General features: G+C 60.0%; 10 protein-coding genes and 2 pseudogenes. 4 read left to right on the top strand and 8 right to left on the bottom strand.

Translation table 11 applies throughout. The features are described from left to right. A partial coding sequence (locus AWB82_RS22245; RefSeq protein WP_200818178.1) for an FMN-dependent NADH-azoreductase occupies positions 1-415 on the bottom strand: 415 nt, incomplete at its 3' end. A 130-nt stretch (positions 416-545) separates the two neighbouring features. Here AWB82_RS22245 and pdxR point away from each other — a divergent pair. After that, a complete protein-coding gene (pdxR, locus tag AWB82_RS39350) occupies positions 546-2291 on the top strand; it encodes a MocR-like pyridoxine biosynthesis transcription factor PdxR (RefSeq protein ID WP_456061739.1) in 1746 nt (581 codons plus the stop codon). A gap of 410 nt (positions 2292-2701) precedes the next feature. Here pdxR and AWB82_RS22235 read toward each other — a convergent pair whose 3' ends face one another. Then, positions 2702-3394 carry an alpha/beta hydrolase family protein gene (locus AWB82_RS22235; protein ID WP_086971059.1) on the bottom strand — a complete coding sequence of 231 codons (693 nt, stop codon included), beginning with the start codon at positions 3392-3394 and terminating at the stop codon, positions 2702-2704. A 404-nt stretch (positions 3395-3798) separates the two neighbouring features. Here AWB82_RS22235 and AWB82_RS22230 point away from each other — a divergent pair, with 404 nt between their 5' ends. Beyond that, entirely contained in the window at positions 3799-4083 is a 285-nt protein-coding gene (locus AWB82_RS22230; protein ID WP_086971057.1) for a hypothetical protein, read from the top strand. Between the two features lie 82 nt (positions 4084-4165). On the opposite strand, the pseudogene nhaA reads toward AWB82_RS22230, so the two are convergent. The 3 genes and pseudogenes from nhaA to AWB82_RS22210 form a co-directional block, all read right to left on the bottom strand. Beyond that, positions 4166-5069 (bottom strand): annotated as a pseudogene (gene nhaA, locus AWB82_RS38450) (Na+/H+ antiporter NhaA). Positions 5070-6007: 938 nt separating this feature from the next. Next, positions 6008-7180 (bottom strand): ABC transporter substrate-binding protein, encoded by a 1173-nt coding sequence (locus AWB82_RS22215; RefSeq protein WP_086971053.1) that lies wholly within the window; start codon positions 7178-7180, stop codon positions 6008-6010. A gap of 405 nt (positions 7181-7585) precedes the next feature. Then, positions 7586-8035: a RidA family protein gene (locus AWB82_RS22210; RefSeq protein ID WP_086971051.1), complete on the bottom strand. Its 450-nt coding sequence runs from the start codon at positions 8033-8035 to the stop codon at positions 7586-7588. Positions 8036-8125: 90 nt separating this feature from the next. Between AWB82_RS22210 and AWB82_RS37710 the strand changes: the two genes are divergently transcribed. Beyond that, positions 8126-8746: a hypothetical protein gene (locus tag AWB82_RS37710; protein WP_159462617.1), complete on the top strand. Its 621-nt coding sequence runs from the start codon at positions 8126-8128 to the stop codon at positions 8744-8746. 129 nt (positions 8747-8875) lie between these two features. Here the strand turns inward: AWB82_RS37710 and AWB82_RS22200 are convergent. Then, positions 8876-10173 (bottom strand): annotated as a pseudogene (locus AWB82_RS22200) (IS4 family transposase). A 538-nt stretch (positions 10174-10711) separates the two neighbouring features. Between AWB82_RS22200 and AWB82_RS22195 the strand changes: the two are divergent. After that, the gene (locus AWB82_RS22195) at positions 10712-14062 is read left to right on the top strand and encodes an ATP-binding protein (protein ID WP_143756819.1); all 3351 of its coding nucleotides are present in this window, start codon (positions 10712-10714) and stop codon (positions 14060-14062) included. 357 nt (positions 14063-14419) lie between these two features. Here AWB82_RS22195 and AWB82_RS22190 read toward each other — a convergent pair whose 3' ends face one another. Both AWB82_RS22190 and AWB82_RS22185 read right to left on the bottom strand, forming a co-directional pair. Continuing rightward, positions 14420-15634: an ABC transporter substrate-binding protein gene (locus AWB82_RS22190; protein WP_086971048.1), complete on the bottom strand. Its 1215-nt coding sequence runs from the start codon at positions 15632-15634 to the stop codon at positions 14420-14422. Between the two features lie 569 nt (positions 15635-16203). Next, positions 16204-17544 (bottom strand): NAD(P)H-dependent oxidoreductase, encoded by a 1341-nt coding sequence (locus AWB82_RS22185; RefSeq protein WP_086971047.1) that lies wholly within the window; start codon positions 17542-17544, stop codon positions 16204-16206. Positions 17545-17549: the final 5 nt, after the last annotated feature.

Raw genomic sequence — 17549 nt, 5'->3', positions numbered from 1 at the left:
ACAATGCGAAAACCTCGCGGCGAAAGCCTTGTGATTGGAGCGAGGCCGCTTCAACTCGAGTGTATTTCAGCGGCCTGCTAAGGATCTGATCTATCCAGGCCTTCAAAACGGACGGCACGGTGAAGTTATTCATCGGTGTGCCTATGACCAGTACGTCTGCACGCTCGACCTCTTTGATGAGCCGCTCAGCAGGCAGCACAGCATGGGCGGTACGCCCCGCGTCAGCCAGCGACCTTGGCGTCGAAAGCGCGGCGGCATATGCCGCTTCTGTGTGAGGAATTGGTTCGATTCCGAGATCCCTACGTGCAACGCGTGCGTTTGGCACAACCGCGAGAAGCCTCTCGACGATCGCCGCCGACAGTAATCTACTATGCGACTTCAGTCTCGGGCTGCAATCAATATGCAGGATGTTCATGGCGTTGCTCCAGCGGATTGAATCAAAAGCAAAGGCGCATCGCGCCCCATGGGTGTCCGTACGTCGATGAAGCGACCGACCTTCTTGGGCACGGTCGTCTAGCGCTTGATGCGAAAGCACCCGCGAATGCATGGCCGCTATGAAATCCAAGATTTACTCGACGACGGCGTTGAACATGACCTATCCTATTGGTTGGCAAGCAATATGGAGTGCAAAATACAATCTGTTTATCCCGGGTTGTTGTCTAACGCACGGCAACCGCTTATCAGCCGCGCATCGTTTATCACGGCCGCACCGCAGCGAGTTTCCGCAACGACGGGGAGTAAAGCGTTGTCTCGCCGCACCCTTCGCTCTGATGCATTGCCGTCGTGTACGGCTATACCAAAGACTGTGCAGCGATTCTGTACCATCGACGGTGCGGACAATAGAACCAAGAATCCCAACTTCTGTGTGTACCAAGATCGTGAATCCAGACTTCGAGATACGACTTGACCGGACGGCACCGCTGTCCCTCGTCGAACAGATAAGGCAGACCATCAGCAGGGCGATCGAGTCCGGGCTACTTGCGCCTGGAACTCGACTGCCCTCGTGGCAGGACCTAGCAGCCCAGCTCGGGGTGGCACGCGGGACAATTCAAACCGCCTATGAACGGTTGGCAGATGCACAACTGGTCGAGACCTTCGGTGCAGGGGGAACAAGAGTGGCCCCGCGTCCCTACGTTGCGGGCGCGCGAGCCGTCGTGCCGCGCCTTGGAGGGTTCATGCGGGCGTATGAGGAAATGAACGCCGGGCCAGCAATATTCCAGTTGGGAGTGCCGGCGTTCGAAGGATTACCAGATAAGCTGTTTTCCCGAGCCCGCTCCTCTAATCTGCTGAAGACCGGCCACTTAACGACGTTGCTTTACCCCGATCCGAGAGGCGAGTTCGAACTGCGGCGGGAGATCGCAAGTCATCTCTCAATTGCCCGAAGCTTTCATTGCCATCCGGAGCAAGTGTTCGTCACTTCGGGGTATAGCTCGGGATTGGGCTTGGCTCTACGAGTGTTAGGTCTAGATGGAAAGAAGGTGTGGATGGAAGAGCCCGGTTTCATGGTCACGCGAAAGGGCTTGGAGCTTGCCCGGCTGAATGTCGTATTAGTGCCCGTAGACGCGGACGGTCTTAATGTTGATCACGGTCTCGATACTGCCGCGGATGCGGCACTGGTGGTGCTGACACCCGGGCAGCAGGCGCCGTTGGGTCCAACGCTGTCTCTTCGGCGACGACTTCAGTTGCTAGAGTGGGCCTCCTCAACGCGCGCTTGGATAATTGAAGACGACTATCTTGGGGAGTTACAACTCGAAGGCAGGCCAGCCCCGGCGATGGCATCGCTGGGTGATGGCAAGCGAGTCATCCATATCGGTTCTTTCAGCAAGACTGTCAGTCCGGCTCTGAGACTTGGATTCGTTGTCGCGCCAACAGAGCTCGTCAATAATTTCTCGGAGGTCGCAGCAACATTGGCTCCCGCGCCTTCGCCGGTCGTCCAGCTCGCCGCGGCCCAATTCATGCGCGAAGGTCATTACATTCGGCGGGTGCGTCGGCTAAAGCGCCTATACACTGCGCAACGAGACGGCCTCTGTGGGCAATTGCGTATGTACGACGCCGAGTGGATCAATGCTGGCTTGGCTGTGCTTTTGCGACTTCCCGAAGGCGCTTCCGACGTCCGAATAGTCCGAGAAGCAATGACGGCTGGCATGGCACCGTCGCCTTTGTCGATGTGGTTTGGAAACCCGTCCTGGACTGTGAGCGGCCTGTTGCTTGGCGTTGCTACAGCGCCCGAACGGTACCTTGCCGCATCGTGTCGCAGACTGTTCGAAATCATTGACCAATATCGGCAATGAGGCTTGACTGACCGGACCCCTCGGTTATCTGCCTTCAAATAGTTGTCATGGCGAGCGTCGGCGTTGGGTCGGTTTCGGGCGACCGCGTCGGGCAGCGACCGGCCAATGCGCGTTGTTCGACGCTCCGCCAGTCTGGTTTGGGCTGCATCCCTAAGCGGTCACTCACGGATCGGCGCCGGCCAAATCAAAGCAGATGCCCTCCGCGATTCCGGGGCGGATCACCGCAAGCGGATCTGACAAATTCACTCACTCGGCACTGGGAAAACGACGCCGACGCGACAGGCGTCGCTTATCGTGGCTATGCGACTCAGACCATCTGCGGATAGCGAATGGATTGAGCGGGCGAGCCCAGCACGGCGAGTTCGCCGGCACCCCGTCCCGACTCTGCTACAGAGCATTCCTGCGCTTGCTCAGGTAACGCGCACGAACTCTCCTTCGGCGAAGAACCACGCCGACATCGTCCGCGCCAGCTCGAGCACGACCTCCGCGTCGGTCCGGCCGGAGGACGCGCGCACGTGGAACGAATGATCTGCGTCGTCCACCACATGCAGCGTGGCGCGTGGCCCCAGCGTCTCGACGACCGACCTCAGCAGGTGGAGCTCGGCCAGCTTGTCGCGCGTGCCCTGCAGGAAGAGAATCGGCACCGTGACGTCCGCCAGGTGCTGTGCCCGCTCCACGCCGGGCGCGCCCGCCGGGTGCAGCGGGAACGCGACGAAAGCGAGGCCACGCACGCCGTCTAGCGGGGAGATGGCTTGGGCCTGGGACGTCATGCGGCCGCCGAACGACCTGCCTCCCGCGAAGAGCGGCAGGGCTGGCAGCCGCCGGCGGGCCTCTGCGACGGCTGCCTGCACGGCAGCATGTGCCACGGCCGGCGAGTCCACCCACTTGGAGCCCCGCTCCATGTACGGAAACTGGTAGCGCAATGTGGCGACATTGGCCGCCGCAAGCGCGTCGGCCAATGACGACATGCCGGCGTGCTGCATGCCCGCCCCGGCACCGTGCGCGAAGACATACAGGGCTCGCGCGTCCTCCGGCACTCGGAGGAGCGCAGAGACCTTAGTGCCGTCGGGCAGTGCCAGGGAAAGCGATTCTGGGTCGTCCATCGTATTCAGGTCGTGTCGTTGTGGCCTTTGCGCCCATTCTGCATCACTGGGGCATCGGAGAGCGTTCGTGGCGACCTCCGGCAAAGCACTGGGCAGGTGGAGTTTCCCGGCCGATCCATGGAGCGCGCGCCCATCGTGAACGGCGCGATCGCATTGAATGGTGCCGTCGCCATTGTCGTAACAAGCGAACCGTTTGCACCGACTTTCGACACCGCAACTGACTCCTGTCGGTGGAGCTTGCCGCACGAGGATTGCCAAGGCGGAACCGTGCGAGCGAATGGTGCTCGCAGGCGCGGCGCTACCGGCGGCCCTCTCTTTTAATCCAGTCAACGTCGGCGATGCACTACCATTCAGCCACGCACACGCCAATCAACGTCTTGTGCCGACCACGTCCGGAGACGACTATGAAAATCATGGTGCTGATGGCATGTGTAGTACTTTCTGCTAATGTGTTCGCCGAGTGCAGAACAAGCGCCACCGGGCGCACAGTGTGCGACAACGGGCAGAAAGCCGGCGGCTATAACAGCAATACGGGGACCGGGTGGAAGTCTGAGAAGGATTCGGGCGGCGTCACCACAACCCAGACGAGCAAGGGCGGAGAAGCCAAGACCAAAAATGGTAAGGGCATATACAAGAGCCCAAGCGGCAAGACGTGCGTTAAGACAGCGAATAATCAGGGATGCAATTAAACAGATACTGCTACTCTTCGACCACCGCTGTCCGGGTAGCTTGGCGTTCTGATTTGGGAGTTGGTTCGCTGCTTTGCAGGAGCTACACGTGCGCCCAAAGGCCGCTACGAGTTCGTCCTCGAATGCTCCGACCCGACTCTGAGTAGCAGATAACCCGTAATGCCGGACAGCGAGGCAACGGCTCAGCTGGCGCCGTAGGTGAAATGTCGCCGAAGGAAACTCCAGCATTAGTGAAGGCGAAAATGGGCAATATGGCAAAGGTCACCCAAGGGTGAAGGCTGTGTTCAAGCCGGTGCAGCGGAGCGTGGCAGCGGGTGTCCGTTGCCTTTAGGGGGACGGCGAAAGCGGTCGCGACGCCGGCGAGGGTCGCATGAACACCGGACTTCAAAACGAAAACCATAGGATCACGCCAACGATCATGTAAGGCGCGATCCGCGTGATTTTCTGCCAATTCAAAACGATCAGCGTCGCAATGGCTACGGCCGCCAAGAACAGCATCGGGAGGGAAAGGTCAGCGGTATAGAACAGCGCAATGATGACGATTGCGCCCAGGTCGTCGGCAATCGCCACCGCAGTCAAGAAAATCTTCAACGACGCGGGGACCCGATTGCCGAGGAGAGACAGAATGCCGAGCGCAAAGGCAATGTCGGTAACCGTGGGGATCGCCCAGCCGTTCAAGGCCGTGCTATCCCCACGATTTATAAGGACATAAATAAGTGCCGGGACCAACATTCCGCCCAAGCCGGCAGCAATGGGTAGGACTACCTGCGCGGGAGTGGACAATTCTCCTTGGATGACTTCCCGCTTTACCTCCAGCCCGATCAACAAGAAAAAATGGCCATCAACCCATCGTTGATCCAGAGCAGAAGCGGCTTGGCAAGGACGAACGATCCAAAGCGCAGCTCGACAGGGATCTTGAGTAGATCGTCATAGGCGTGCCGGATTGGCGAGTTGCTGCAGATCAGCGCGAGGACCGCTGCGGCCATGAGCAGCAAGCCGCCCGCAGATTCCAGTTTGAGGAAGTCAGAGATGCCGTTTGTTGCCTTAGGAAGCGACTCATCCATTCGGTGCCCCTTCGGGGGTACGCAAACAACTTTCGAAGATAGGCCGGCGCCATGAACTGAGTGATTCCGGCAGTGTCGCTGCATTGAACGATGTTAGTGCACGTGCAGCGTCGACACCCATTTTTTCGTATTCGATCGGCTAAACATCGGCGGCAAAGTTCCGTGTCGAAGGTCCCGAGTGTATTCGATAACCCGTATCGCGCTCGCCGCCGCCATTACGGGAGAACCCGCGCCCGACGTCCGTCCTACGACACCCGCGTGTCGATTCGACTTCGGTGAGAGGTGCGGGTAGCGCATTGCGGCACCTCGATTGCTTGTGTTGCGAGAAACATTTTCACGGCGCACAAGGATGAAAGCAACAATTTGGGGCCATACTCAGCTGCCAAAGGGACATGAAGAGGTTTATCGTATTGCGTTCGAACTCCACGACGGAAGTGCAGCGCCGCCCGTCCGGGAATCTGTTTCCCTGCGTACTGCTCGTGTTGTGGTCGCGCATCTCCATTCTCGATGAAATCATCCTCGAAGCTCTGCCCGATCAAGTGATCGTAGTCCGCCGGCTTGCAATTGACGATGGTTCGACACATTTGAATCAATGCGTTGCCATCTTGTAGGTCCGAGCGATCGCGTCGCTGACTCGCCGCGATGGCAGAACGCCGATCGCTGAGGGCTGACGCATAAGACGATCGACCGCGGGCCAGCACGCGGCCAGTTACGGCTAGTCGCCGTCATCGTCGCGCTACCTTCCACGCGACCGTTTCGAGTCTGACAGCGGACTTCCATGCCGACGAATGCGAAGCAGCCGCCAACGCGAGCGGGACGTCAGTTGCCCAGCGCGGCTCGATAGAGGACCAAGCGTGAGGTCAGTCGGAGCCAACTGTTTTTTTCCATAACACGCAGCGAGACTCGGCTTTGCTGCCGAATGCCTCTTCACCAGGAATCGTTTCGAGGATATTGTAGTAGTCCCACGGCTGCTTCGATTCGTCCGGCGTTTTCACCTGCATCAGGTACATGTTGTGAATCATGCTGCCATCTTCGCGGATATACCCTTTCGCATAGACGTCGTCGATCTGCTGTTTCTTTAGCTGAGTCATGACCGCGGGCGGGTTCGTCGAGCCGACAGCCTGCACTGCCTTCAGATAGGTCGTCGTTGCCGAGTAGTCCGCAGCCTGCAGACTCGACGGCATCCTGTTCATTTTCTCAAAGTAGCGTTGCGACCACTTGCGTGTTTGTGCATCCTTGTTCCAGTACCAGCTATCCGTCAGCACGAGGTGTTGCGCCGTCGCAAGACCCAAACTGTTGATGTCATTAATGAAGACGAGCAGCGCGGCCAGCGTCATTGTTTTGGTCACGCCGAACTGATTCGCAGCCTTGATTGCGTTGACAGCATCGCCGCCCGCGTTCGCGAGTCCAAGGACCTGAGCTTTCGATTGCTGTGCCTGAACGAGAAACGAAGAAAAGTCCGACGCGGAAAGCGGATGATGAACCGCTCCCAGCACGTGTCCGCCATTTGCGTTCACGACATCAGAGGCGTTTTTCTCGAGCGCCTTGCCGAACGCATAGTCGGCCGTGAGGAAATACCATGTTTTCCCGCCCCGTTTGAGCACTGCCGAAGCGGTTCCTTTCGCAAGGGCCATCGTGTCGTACGCGTAGTGAACCGTATAAGGCGTGCATTGCTCATTGGTCAGCGTATCCGCGCCGGCTCCTACGTTGATGTAGGGAATTTTCTTTTCTCCGGCGATCTGATTGGTGGAAAGTGCGGTTGCCGAATTCGTCCCGCCGATGATCACATTGACACTGTCTCGATCTATCCATTGCCGCGCGACCGATGCCGCGATATCGGCCTTGTTCTGATGGTCTGCATACAGCACCCTGATCGGAATGCCGTTGACTTGGCCGCCGAAATCGGCAATGGCCATCCGAATGGCCTCGAGGCCGCCCTGGCCATCGCCCTCGGAGTACAGCCCCGAAAAGTCCGTGAGGAATGCGATGGTCACTGCATCGCCAGCTGCGCGAGCGTCGCTGTTCATCAGCATTGCGCAGACAGTCGTCGCAATCCCAAGCAGAGGAAGCACAGGTGCTCTCAGGTACATCGCGGCCTCCAGGTACTTTTACCTGCGCGGGGTTTCTACTCCGCGTCTCACGCCAGCGAAGCACGCCACCCTGAACCAGGATTCTGAAGGGCGTCGAACGTGCGCATCGCGCGGTCTTTCTCCATGCTAGTTCGCCCACGCCTTGCTGGCAGGCGTCGAGCAATCGAATTCAGACGGCCGATCCGTTGAAGCGCAGCGGCAACCAGGCCAGCGCCTCCATGTCGATGAGTTGCGCGAGTCGGGTCAGCGGGGACGCGTCAATCTGGCGAAAGTTCTATCGCCGCATGCGCAGCAGCGGAGAATCGGCTGTCGCAGATGTCACTGACGATGGCCCATCGCCCACATTTCCTATGTGTGAGCTATGCACTCGAGTTCGATGAGAAACTCGGGGCGCGGAAGTGCCGCAACGATGACCGTCGAGCGGGCCGGTGAATTCGACGGGAATGTGTTGTGCCAAGCCTCGTTCATGGCCGCGAAATCCGCTTGGCGGGTGAGAAAAACCGTACATTTGTCGACGTTTGCCATTGAGGATCCAGCGGCCTCAACGATGGCCTGGACCTTCTTGAGAACAAGATCTGTTTGAAGACGAATGTCGGGTCCCACATCGCCCGAAACCTGTCCCGACACATAGATAAGGTTGCCTACGCGTATACCGGGCGAATATGGAGTCGCTCCTTGGATCGCTCCGGCAGGCAACACAACGCTTCGTGTCGACTGGTGACTTTCAGGTCCCGCGCAGGCAGCGGCAAATCCGGCAAGGCACACGAGTACAGTCAGCCGCGCACGAGCTGTTGACATGATCGCGCTCCTCGCTTCGAGATTGTCTGGCAGTAAAGAACGTCGAACGGCCCTTAGTTCATGACCTCGCGTGACTACAAGGAATAGTAGGTGATTCTGGCGACTAGTCAACCGAACCCAAAGAAAGCAAATGGTGGTCAGCGAATACCCCAATCAGTTCTGTATCGGAACGGCGGACATCGGCCACAATCTGTCATCCAGCGGCACGGAGACATTGAAGTTCAGGCATCCGGCGTAACCAAAACAACGGCAATTGCAGGTCTTCAAAGCGCTACTGTGTTGGGTCAGGTACCCGGCCACTCGACCGGAACGTCACCCATACTGATAGCGATTGAAGGAAGCGATCCGATTATGCCGCACGGTCCGTGTGGCGCTTCGTTCGCGTTATCCGTTCAGTGCCTTCAAGATTGCTTGGTGATCAAATGGCTTCTGGCAACGCGGATAGTGTCGATGGCCTTCGGCCACGGCATCGATGTCATAGCTCGTCGGGAAAATGAAACGGATGTCCCGCAAAGCCAGCGCATCGGCCACCGGATACAACTTCTCGCCGTTCAGATCAACGTCCAGAACCGCAGCGTCGACCGCGCGCCGGCCGCGCGCATGACGATTGCGGCACCGAGCGTGGGCGGCGCAAGTTCGTTCGGCGATGGCGCGGGTGATGCCGGCAGCTACGGCATGTCTCATCAAGGCGGTTGGCTCTGCTGCCGTTAGCCACGCGCTCAGGTATGGCCATTGTCGCGGAGCCTTTCTTTTATCTAGCTGCGGGGCAGCGCCTGAAGGGCCTCGCTTTCCGCCACGAGCAGACCGAGGATGAAGAGCCTGCCTGGGTGGTAATGCCGTTCAGTTAAGGTTTTTTCTAAGGTACCGAACGGAGTAACGTGAAGGGCGGGATTTGACGACCCGGTCGCATGCGCGCCCGGGTCGTTTTTCGTTTGGAAGAGACTTGAGCCGTTCGCGCAGGCGCCGAAGGCATGCAGGCAACTTTGCATAGGCCGGCGTAAGAGCGGCCCACATGAGTTCGTGCTGAATGGTATGGAGGGCGCGCACGAAGCTAATGTCGGTCGGTGCGAGTTTCGCCTCCCATGCGGCGCAGGCGATCTCACGGCGAATCAGGTTAGGCGATCAGCGCACCCCATATCTCCTGATACACGCCTTCGACGGTGCGGCTGCGCAAGGTCAACTCCGAACCAGCATCGATTGCTTGAGCTCCCCGTAACTGGTTTCGATCTGCCAGCGGCGCTCGTAACAGGCCACGATATCGGCGGGTTTGAAGCGTCGCCGATCTCTGAGGGAAGTCAACAGCACGCGTTCGCGTCCACGCGCGTCGATAGTTCGGATCGCTCGCGCATTCCAGAATTCGGGCAAAGCCGGCCACTTTTTGCGCGCCTGCGGCGAGACGCGCATGCGCACCGTCGCATCGCCAGCAGTACCCGAGACCACTTCCCAGCAGTATTCGCTTTGGTCGGAATCAGGAAGTGGCGATTGGACGCGTTCATCGTCAGACCACACATTATTTCAGCAGCCAAGCCCTTGTCGAACACCGTCAGCGAGGCTTGCGGAATCTGCGGCAGCAGGCTTTTGGCGTAGATCATTTCGTTGGTGTCATAGCGACCGAAATTGATATCGGCGACCAGATGCGTCGGAATGGCGGTGAGCGTCACGGCGCGCACCTGCGGATAACTGGCCACCTTGCCGCTGGCATAACCTTGCGCGCCAAAGCGCTCACGGTTGGCCGCACTGTCGGGTACGCGCAACGTGGTGCCGTCCTTCGCCCAAAGACTTAAGCCCTTGAACGCATGATGAGCCGCGTCCTGAGTGGTCCACGCCGGTGCCGTCTGCTCGAACAGCCACGCCATCGGCGCCTCGCCAACCCGTTGGCGCGCCTGCGCCACGGCGCTCTTGCTGACAAATGGCGCTGCCTCGTCGGGCAAGGCCAGATCGAGACTGTCGAGTACTTCACTGATCGACCAGTGCCGGTACATCGCCAGCGCGATGACTAGCCATACGACCTGCTCAGCCGGCGCACGGCGCCGCCGGATGCTGGCTGTGCCGGTTGCCTGGACCGCACGTTTGATCCACTCGTAGGGAAGATGCTCGGCCAACCGTCGCAGATCGGCCGGCTCCTGAGCTTCGATCACTCACGGCCCGCCGTGCAGGCGCTTGACGTGATACGGGGAACTTGCCAACGGCAGGCATACTACTCGTAGCAGTGGTAGACAACTGTGGCTGAAGGGGTCGTTAGGGTCGAGTCGGTAAGTTCGGGCCAAGGTGGCCGGAGACGCGGCGCGCTTACTGCGATCTTCGGCAACCGGCCATGAAGGGTCATTCGAGCACTTTGTCGTTCGGGCGTTCGGAACTCGGCTCCGCCCGGAGATCGGCCATTCGATTCGCGAAGGAGCGTTGCGTTTTCACTCGCCGTTGAAACTGCTGCTCGCGCCACCCTCACGGTGACGAAGGCGTGGCGTCATAACGTGCCGCTTATGCCGCCCGCTTCGCTTTAAGGGGCAGGCGGTTCCATCGCGGGAGAAAACCGCGGAAACCGCTAGCGCCGACTACGAACTGCGCAACACCGCACCGACACGACTGCATGTCGCGTCAACTACACTTACTGGTGTCGGGGGGTTCCTGTGGCAGTAGCTTGAGCTTTCGACCATCGCGGCCTTGAGAGAGGGGTGTGTGGACCTTGAGGATTGGTTGGGCCGTCATGGCCTGGACCGATACACAACGATCTTTCGCAGTAACGACATCAGTCTCGACGTCTTGCCTGATCTGACGGACGCCGACCTGAAGGGGCTTGGCTTGTCGCTCGGCGATCGCCGGCGGATGCTGCGGGCGACGCACACACTTCGGTCGCGGGACGAAGGTCTTTCTGAAAATAGCGCTGCACCTTTCGCGTATGGCGAAGATCTCGCATCCGGAGCGCCGTGCGCCGAGCGGCGTTACCTCACGGTGGCGTTCGTTGACCTGGTCGGTTCTACAGCCCTTTCGACCCGACTCGACGCGGAGGATTACCGCGAATTGATTGCCGTCTATGAAAGCCGCATTGCGGCGGTTATCGAACGAGTCGGTGGGTTCGTCGCCCAATTTTTGGGCGATGGCGTTCTTGCCTATTTTGGCTACCCGCAGGCTCACGAGGACGATCCCGAGCGTGCGATTCACGCCGGACTTGAGTCAGTCGCGGTGGTCGGCGGGCTGGAAATGGTGGACGGGACGGCGTTGCGGATCCGCGTCGGAATTGCGACCGGGCTGGTGGTGGTGGGCGACGTGCTCGGTAGTGGCCCCACACAGCGGCGCGCAGTCGTCCTCGGACAAACTCCGAATCTGGCAGCTCGACTTCAGGCATTGGCCGAGCCTGACAGCGTCGTGATCGCGGATGCGACGCACCGTTTGGTCGGCGACCTCTTCGAGTGCATAGACCTTGGGGCGGTTGAGGTTAAAGGTTTCGTAGAGCCGATACGGGCGTACCGCGTGCTCGGGCGCGGCTCGGTCGCGAGTCGGTTCGAGGCGTTGCACACCAAGCCTCCCACGCTGGTCGGTCGCGAGGAGGAGACGGCCCTGCTGTTACGTCGCTGGGAAAGGGCGCGGGGCGGCGAGGGTAGCGTTGTCGTACTGTCGGGCGAGGCTGGCATCGGCAAGTCGCGTCTCGTGGCGGCCGTGATGGATGGCCTCGGTGAGAAGCCGTACGCCTGTTTGCGCTACTTCTGCTCGCCGGGTCACGAGGATAGTCCCCTGCTGCCGGTCATCGCGCAACTGGAGCGTATGGCGGGCTTTGTTCGTGGCGATCCGCCGGGCGAGCGTTTGGACAAACTGCAGGCGCTGTTGGCGCCGACCTCGCCGCGCCCGGAGGACTTGACGCTCATCGCCGACTTGCTATCTCTGCGCCCCGAGGATCGCGACGGCTCGCGGCTCGTCTCCGATCAGAAAAGGGCACGGACGTTCGAAGCGCTAATGCGATGGATCGAGCGGTTATCGAATCGACGGCCGGTCCTCATGGTCTTCGAGGATGTGCACTGGATCGATCCAAGCTCGCTCGAACTGCTGCGTCTCGCCGTCGAATCCGCGGCCCGCTTGCCGCTTCTGCTGCTGATCACCTGCCGGTCTGAATTCAAGGCGCCCTGGACCGATCAACCGCACGTGGAGGACGTAAGGCTCCAGCGCTTCAACAGCAGGGAGGCTGCCGAACTCGCACGGCAAATCACAAGAGGCATCGCACTGTCTGACGCGCTCGTCGCCGAGGTTGTCGAACGCACGGACGGGATCCCATTGTTCGTGGAAGAGCTTACGAAGGCGCTGCTCGAGACAGCCGCGAGCAACACCGTTAGCGCAGTGCCACTGGCCGCGATGACGGTTCCAGCAACTCTGCACGCCTCGTTGATGGCGCGGCTCGATCGGCTCGACGCAGCGACCAGGATCACCGCACAGGCAGGTGCGGTGATCGGTCGTGAATTCTCCTACGAGTTACTGGCCGCCGTGGCGGATCTGGACGAAGGGAGTCTGGCGGCGGCGGTCGAGCGTCTCGTCGACGTCGGACTGGCATTCAGGCGAGGCGATGGCGCAGAGCTCAGCTATTACTTTAAGCACGCGCTGGTACGCGACGTTGCATACGGTACGCTACTGCGAGAGCAGCGGAGACGACTCCATGCCGCGGTGGCGTGCACACTTGAGGAAACCTTCCCGGAACTCGCCGAGCGGACCCCCGAACTGCTTGCACACCATTTGACGGAGGCGGGCGAGCCCGCAGCGGCGATGCGCTATTGGCTGGAGGCGGGGCGCCGTGCCGCAGGCCGCTCCGCGGACCGGGAGGCAGTCAGCCATCTTCGCAGCGGTCTTCGCGCGCTGGCCGGTTTGCCTGCGTCAATCGAGCGCGATCGCGCGGAACTTGATTTTCAGCTTGCGATCGGCACGCCGCTGATTGCATTGTCAGCCTGGAGTGACCCGGCCGTCGCAGCGGCGTATGAACGGGCCGGCGAGATATGTGAACGCCTTGGCGAAACGGGGCGCCTGGTGCGTACGCTCTTCGGTCTCTATAGCAATCGCATCGTTCGAGGTCAAACGCGAATGGCGCTGGATCTCGCGGAGCGCTGTGAGCGGGCCGCGGCAGGCGGACGGGACCCCGTGGACCGGCTGCTCGCTCACCGGGCGAAGGGTACTGCGCTGATGCAACTCGGCGCGCTTGACGAGGCTCGCCTGGAATTCGAGGCAATCCCCGCACTCTACGTGGCCGAGCGCGATGGCGGCCTCGCCGCTCAATGCATCACCGACCCTTGCGCCTCCGGACTTTCCCTGCTGGCCCTCGTGCTATGGAAGCTGGGATATGTCGACCAAGCGAGGCGGACGGCGGCCGAAGGATCGCGGCGAGCTGCGGAGCTGCGGCATGCAAATACCACGGGCCACCTTCTCTGCCATGCCGGAGCCGAACTCGCCCAATTCCTACGCGATGAGTCCGCAGCGCGGCGCTATGGAGAGGCCGCGAGGACCCTCGCGGCCGAGCATGACATGCCGATGTGGCGGGGCTACGGTCTGATTGCATGCGGCTGGGCGGCTGCCGAAGCGGGACGTCTCGATGAAGGCGTAACGTGCGTCCGTCAGGGGGCGGCGGAACTGGATGCGTTGGGCGCCGTATTCCACCGGCCGCATCACCTCTGCGTACTCGCGGAAATACACGGCCGTCTCGGTGATCCGGACACCGGCTTGCAGATCCTGAAGACGGGATATGAGGAAATCGCACGCACGGATATACACCTGTTCGAAGCGGAACTCCATCAGCTCGAGGGCGAGCTACGGCTGCGCGCGCAGCAGCCGACGGGTCTGGTTGAGGCCTGTTTCACCGATGCCCTTGCGATCGCTCGTCGCCAGCAGGCGAAGTCGTCCGAATTGCGCGTCGCAACCAGCCTCGCGCGTCTGCAGCGGGAACAAGGCAGGCGTGCGGAGGCACGGGGCGTACTCGCTTCCGTTTTCGGCTGGTTCACCGAGGGGTTCGACACACGCGATCTGATTGACGCGCGGGCACTGCTCGACGAACTTTGATCGAGCGGCACCACTGAAAACCACCGTGTCAGGATTGCGTCGCAACTTTCTGGCAATGAGCCGCAGGCGGTCGATCCGACAAGCCAGGGAAGCTGCACGCCCGACGCGGACCTCGCAAAGCGCCGGATTTGGCACGGAACGGACGATTGCCTCGAATCGCCTGCCTTCACAACGCCGACCTGCTCACCGCTTCTTAGGCGCCTGCACCATGTGGAGCAGCTCTGCCGTAAGTGCCGGCGCGCCGGTCAACCACCGGTCGCGCGCGGCACGAGAAACGTAAGGCCGTCGATCCGTCTGCGTGACGCTAAATTCCATGTCGCCACGCATTGAGAACCAAACGCTTACTTAAACTCAAGCTTAATTCCACAACGCGCAGCGCGTTTGCGCCTTGGTCGTGAAGGCCTGCTCGCCTGGGATGGTCGCGGTGATCTTGTAGTAGTCCCACGGCTCTTTTGATTCCGCCGGCGTCTTCACCTGCATCAGGTACATGTCGTGGATCATGCTGCCATCCCGACGGATGTAGCCCTTCGCGTAAAAGTCGTCGATCTTCTGCTTGCGCAACTGTGTCATGATCTTGTCAGAGTCGGTCGAGCCGACAGCTTGCACGGCCTTCAGATAGGTCGTGATCGCCGAGTAGTCGGCGGCCTGAAGGCTCGACGGCATCTTCTTTGTTTTGTCGAGGTAACGCTGTGCCCAACCGCGCGTCCGAGCGTCCTTGTTCCAGTACCAGCTGTCAGTCAGCACCAGACCTTGCGTGGTTTCCAGACCCAGGCTGTGGATATTGTCGATGAACACCAGCAATGCGGCGATCTTCATGGTCTTCTGGATGCCGAATTCCTTAGCCGCCTTGATCGAGTTGACTGTGTCGCCGCCCGCGTTGGCGAGACCGAGAATCTGCGCCTTGGATGCTTGCGCCTGCAGCAGGAACGACGAGAAGTCCGACGCCGACACCGGATGGCGCACTTCGCCGATCACCTGTCCGCCGTTCGCCTTCACGACATGCGAGGTCGCCGTTTCAAGCGCCTTGCCGAACGCAGTGTCCGCAGTCAGGAAATACCAGGTCTTGCCGCCCTGCTTCGTCACCGCCGAACCCGTGCCGTTGGCAAGCGCCGTGGTGTCGTACGCATAGTGGATCGAGTACGGCGTGCATTGTTCGTTGGTCAGCGTATCCGCACCCGCGCCCACGTTGATGTAGACCTTGTGCTTTTCCCCCGCCACCTGGCTCATCGACAAACCCGCCGCCGAATTCGTACCGCCGAGCAGCATATCGACGCCGTCGCGATCGAACCATTCACGCGCACGCGAAGCGGCGATGTCGGCCTTGTTCTGGTGATCTGCGTAGACCAGTTCGATCAGCTTACCGTTGACCTTGCCGCCGAAGTCGGCGATCGCCATTTTGACCGCTTCGAGACCACCGGGGCCGTCGATGTCCGCGTACAGACCCGACAAGTCTGTGATATAGCCGATCTTGACCGCCTCGTCCGCAGCTTGCGCGCTACCGACCGTCAGCGCGACGCTGGTCGCTGCCGCGAAACATAGTGTGGTCAGCCGTGCGAGTACAGTCCTTTTCATTCCTGTCTCCTGTTTCTTCACTTGCAATTACCAGAGGCAATCTAGAGGTAATCAGGCGTGACGACAAATTGAATATTCAGGACCGACGTTCGCGGGGCCGACGTGACGAGCATCGTTGCGTAACGCAGTGCCGGCTAAACTATGTTTTTTAATTGTTTGCGTGCAACGCGTCGAAGGCGCGATAAAATATCACAAGGATGAGGGCGTAATAAGACCGCAGCCTCCTGAGAATCATGCACAGGTTGTATCCGGCGCCGTAGCACGGCATCGCTAAGTAAGTGCCCCTTTCGATTGTATGGACGCCGGGCGGGTTGCGCATTTTGCGGGAGGACAGGACCGGCCACCAGCGGCCATTCGTCAAGCACGCTCGTCGGCCGTTGGAACGACCGCATCACTTCGGAAACGGACGGAGGAACAAGCGCTTGTCATCACCGGAAGATTGAGTCTTGCCTCACGCTCAGCAATCGATTTTTCGCTTCGCATCATTATTCGTATGATGCTGACTTTTATGCGGCGGAGCCTTCGCCGGGACGCGGCGTCGCGATCCCGGCTCTAGCACCGGGAGCCATTTACTTCTGGAACAGCGCCTCCATCTCTTTGCGTACGCGATATGCCGGTTGTTCCTCGTCAATGACGACGTCGTCCCACGTGAGCGACTGGTCCTTCGCAACGTCACGACGCAGCTTCAGATGATGGGCAAGGCCAAGAGGCAAACTACCGACCTCAAGCGACACCTTGGCAGGAGACAGCTTCCCGAAGACCGTGTAACCGCCTTCGCCATCAAGCAGTTCACCCGCCTTCAGGTTCCGCTTTGCCGTGGCAACGACATCCGCATTGAAATGCTGGGCCACTCCGGTGGGCTCTCGACGCAATCCCACGCTGGCTACCGAAATTCCAAGTTCCAGTCCGATGAGGTGCCACTTCTTGTACTGCACCATGCAGCGGCCGTCGGGGTCAGTGAATACCTGATACTCCTTGAAGCATCGCTGGATATAGTCATTAGGGGCTTCGACACAGACCCACACGCCCTTGCGGATGTCATAGCCTACGGACGTACCGTCGGTGTTCAATGAGGACACCACGTCGACCACGCCCTTAGCAGACAGTACCCCCCCATCGGACTTGAGCCGCATAACCGTGGGAATCTGTTCGACTGAAGCAGGCGCGAAGGTAATGCCTTCGGCCTGCACCTGGAGTCCCGTGGCATTTGCGATTGCCGTGCTTTCGATAGCTGGTTTTGAACCATCGAGAAAGGCATTGAACATCTTCGGGTTCATGCCTCCGATACGAGCCTGCTCTGCTGTCACGCCCCAATGGTCCCAGACCGTATCAGGCGTCGATTCGCGGAATTTCGGAAGCCACTTATGGCCTCGCCCAGCCGCAATAATGGGAAAACCACAGGTCTTCGCCCAGTCGACAAGCTCACAAGCCAAACCAGGCTGGTCACCGTAAGCAAGCGAGTACACGACAACGGCCTCGCGGGCGCGATGTGCTAGCAAGGGCCCGCAGAACGCATCTGCCTCTACCGTCACGTTGATAACATGCTTGCCGTGTTTAAACGCGGCTAAGCAGTGGTCAACTGCAGCAATTGGATTGCCCGTGCACTCAATGATGATATCGACACCTGGATGGGCCACCAACGCTTGCCAGTCGTCACCGACGTGCGTCTTTCCCGAGCGAACGGCGTCGTCGAGCGACGATGCTTGCGCACGGTCTGCCTCCCAGCCGACGCGCGCCAAAGCGGCGTGGGCGTTTGCGGGAGCTAGATCAGCGATGCCGACCATATGCACGCCTGGTGTTCGTGGGACCTGAGCCAGGTACATCGAACCGAATTTTCCTGCGCCAATGAGACCCACCCGGATGGGATTTCCCTGCTCGGCGCGGGCGAGTAATTGCGAATGGAAGTTCATAAGGA

Origin of the sequence: Caballeronia glebae (assembly GCF_001545035.1) — a bacterium.
Classification (GTDB): Bacteria; Pseudomonadota; Gammaproteobacteria; order Burkholderiales; family Burkholderiaceae; genus Caballeronia; species Caballeronia glebae.
The sequence above is the reverse complement of the archived record's forward strand: the minus strand, read 5'-3'. Positions and strand labels throughout refer to the sequence as shown.

Excerpts from the sequence above, each read along its gene's own strand:
- AWB82_RS22190 (WP_086971048.1), bottom strand. The coding sequence starts at position 15,634 with ATGAAAAGGACTGTACTCGCACGGCTGACCACACTATGTTTCGCGGCA.
- AWB82_RS22215 (WP_086971053.1), bottom strand. The coding sequence starts at position 7,180 with ATGCTGATGAACAGCGACGCTCGCGCAGCTGGCGATGCAGTGACCATC.
- AWB82_RS22210 (WP_086971051.1), bottom strand. The coding sequence starts at position 8,035 with ATGTCAACAGCTCGTGCGCGGCTGACTGTACTCGTGTGCCTTGCCGGA.
- AWB82_RS22185 (WP_086971047.1), bottom strand. The coding sequence starts at position 17,544 with ATGAACTTCCATTCGCAATTACTCGCCCGCGCCGAGCAGGGAAATCCC.
- AWB82_RS22235 (WP_086971059.1), bottom strand. The coding sequence starts at position 3,394 with ATGGACGACCCAGAATCGCTTTCCCTGGCACTGCCCGACGGCACTAAG.
- pdxR (WP_456061739.1), top strand. The coding sequence starts at position 546 with ATGGCCGCTATGAAATCCAAGATTTACTCGACGACGGCGTTGAACATG.
- AWB82_RS22230 (WP_086971057.1), top strand. The coding sequence starts at position 3,799 with ATGAAAATCATGGTGCTGATGGCATGTGTAGTACTTTCTGCTAATGTG.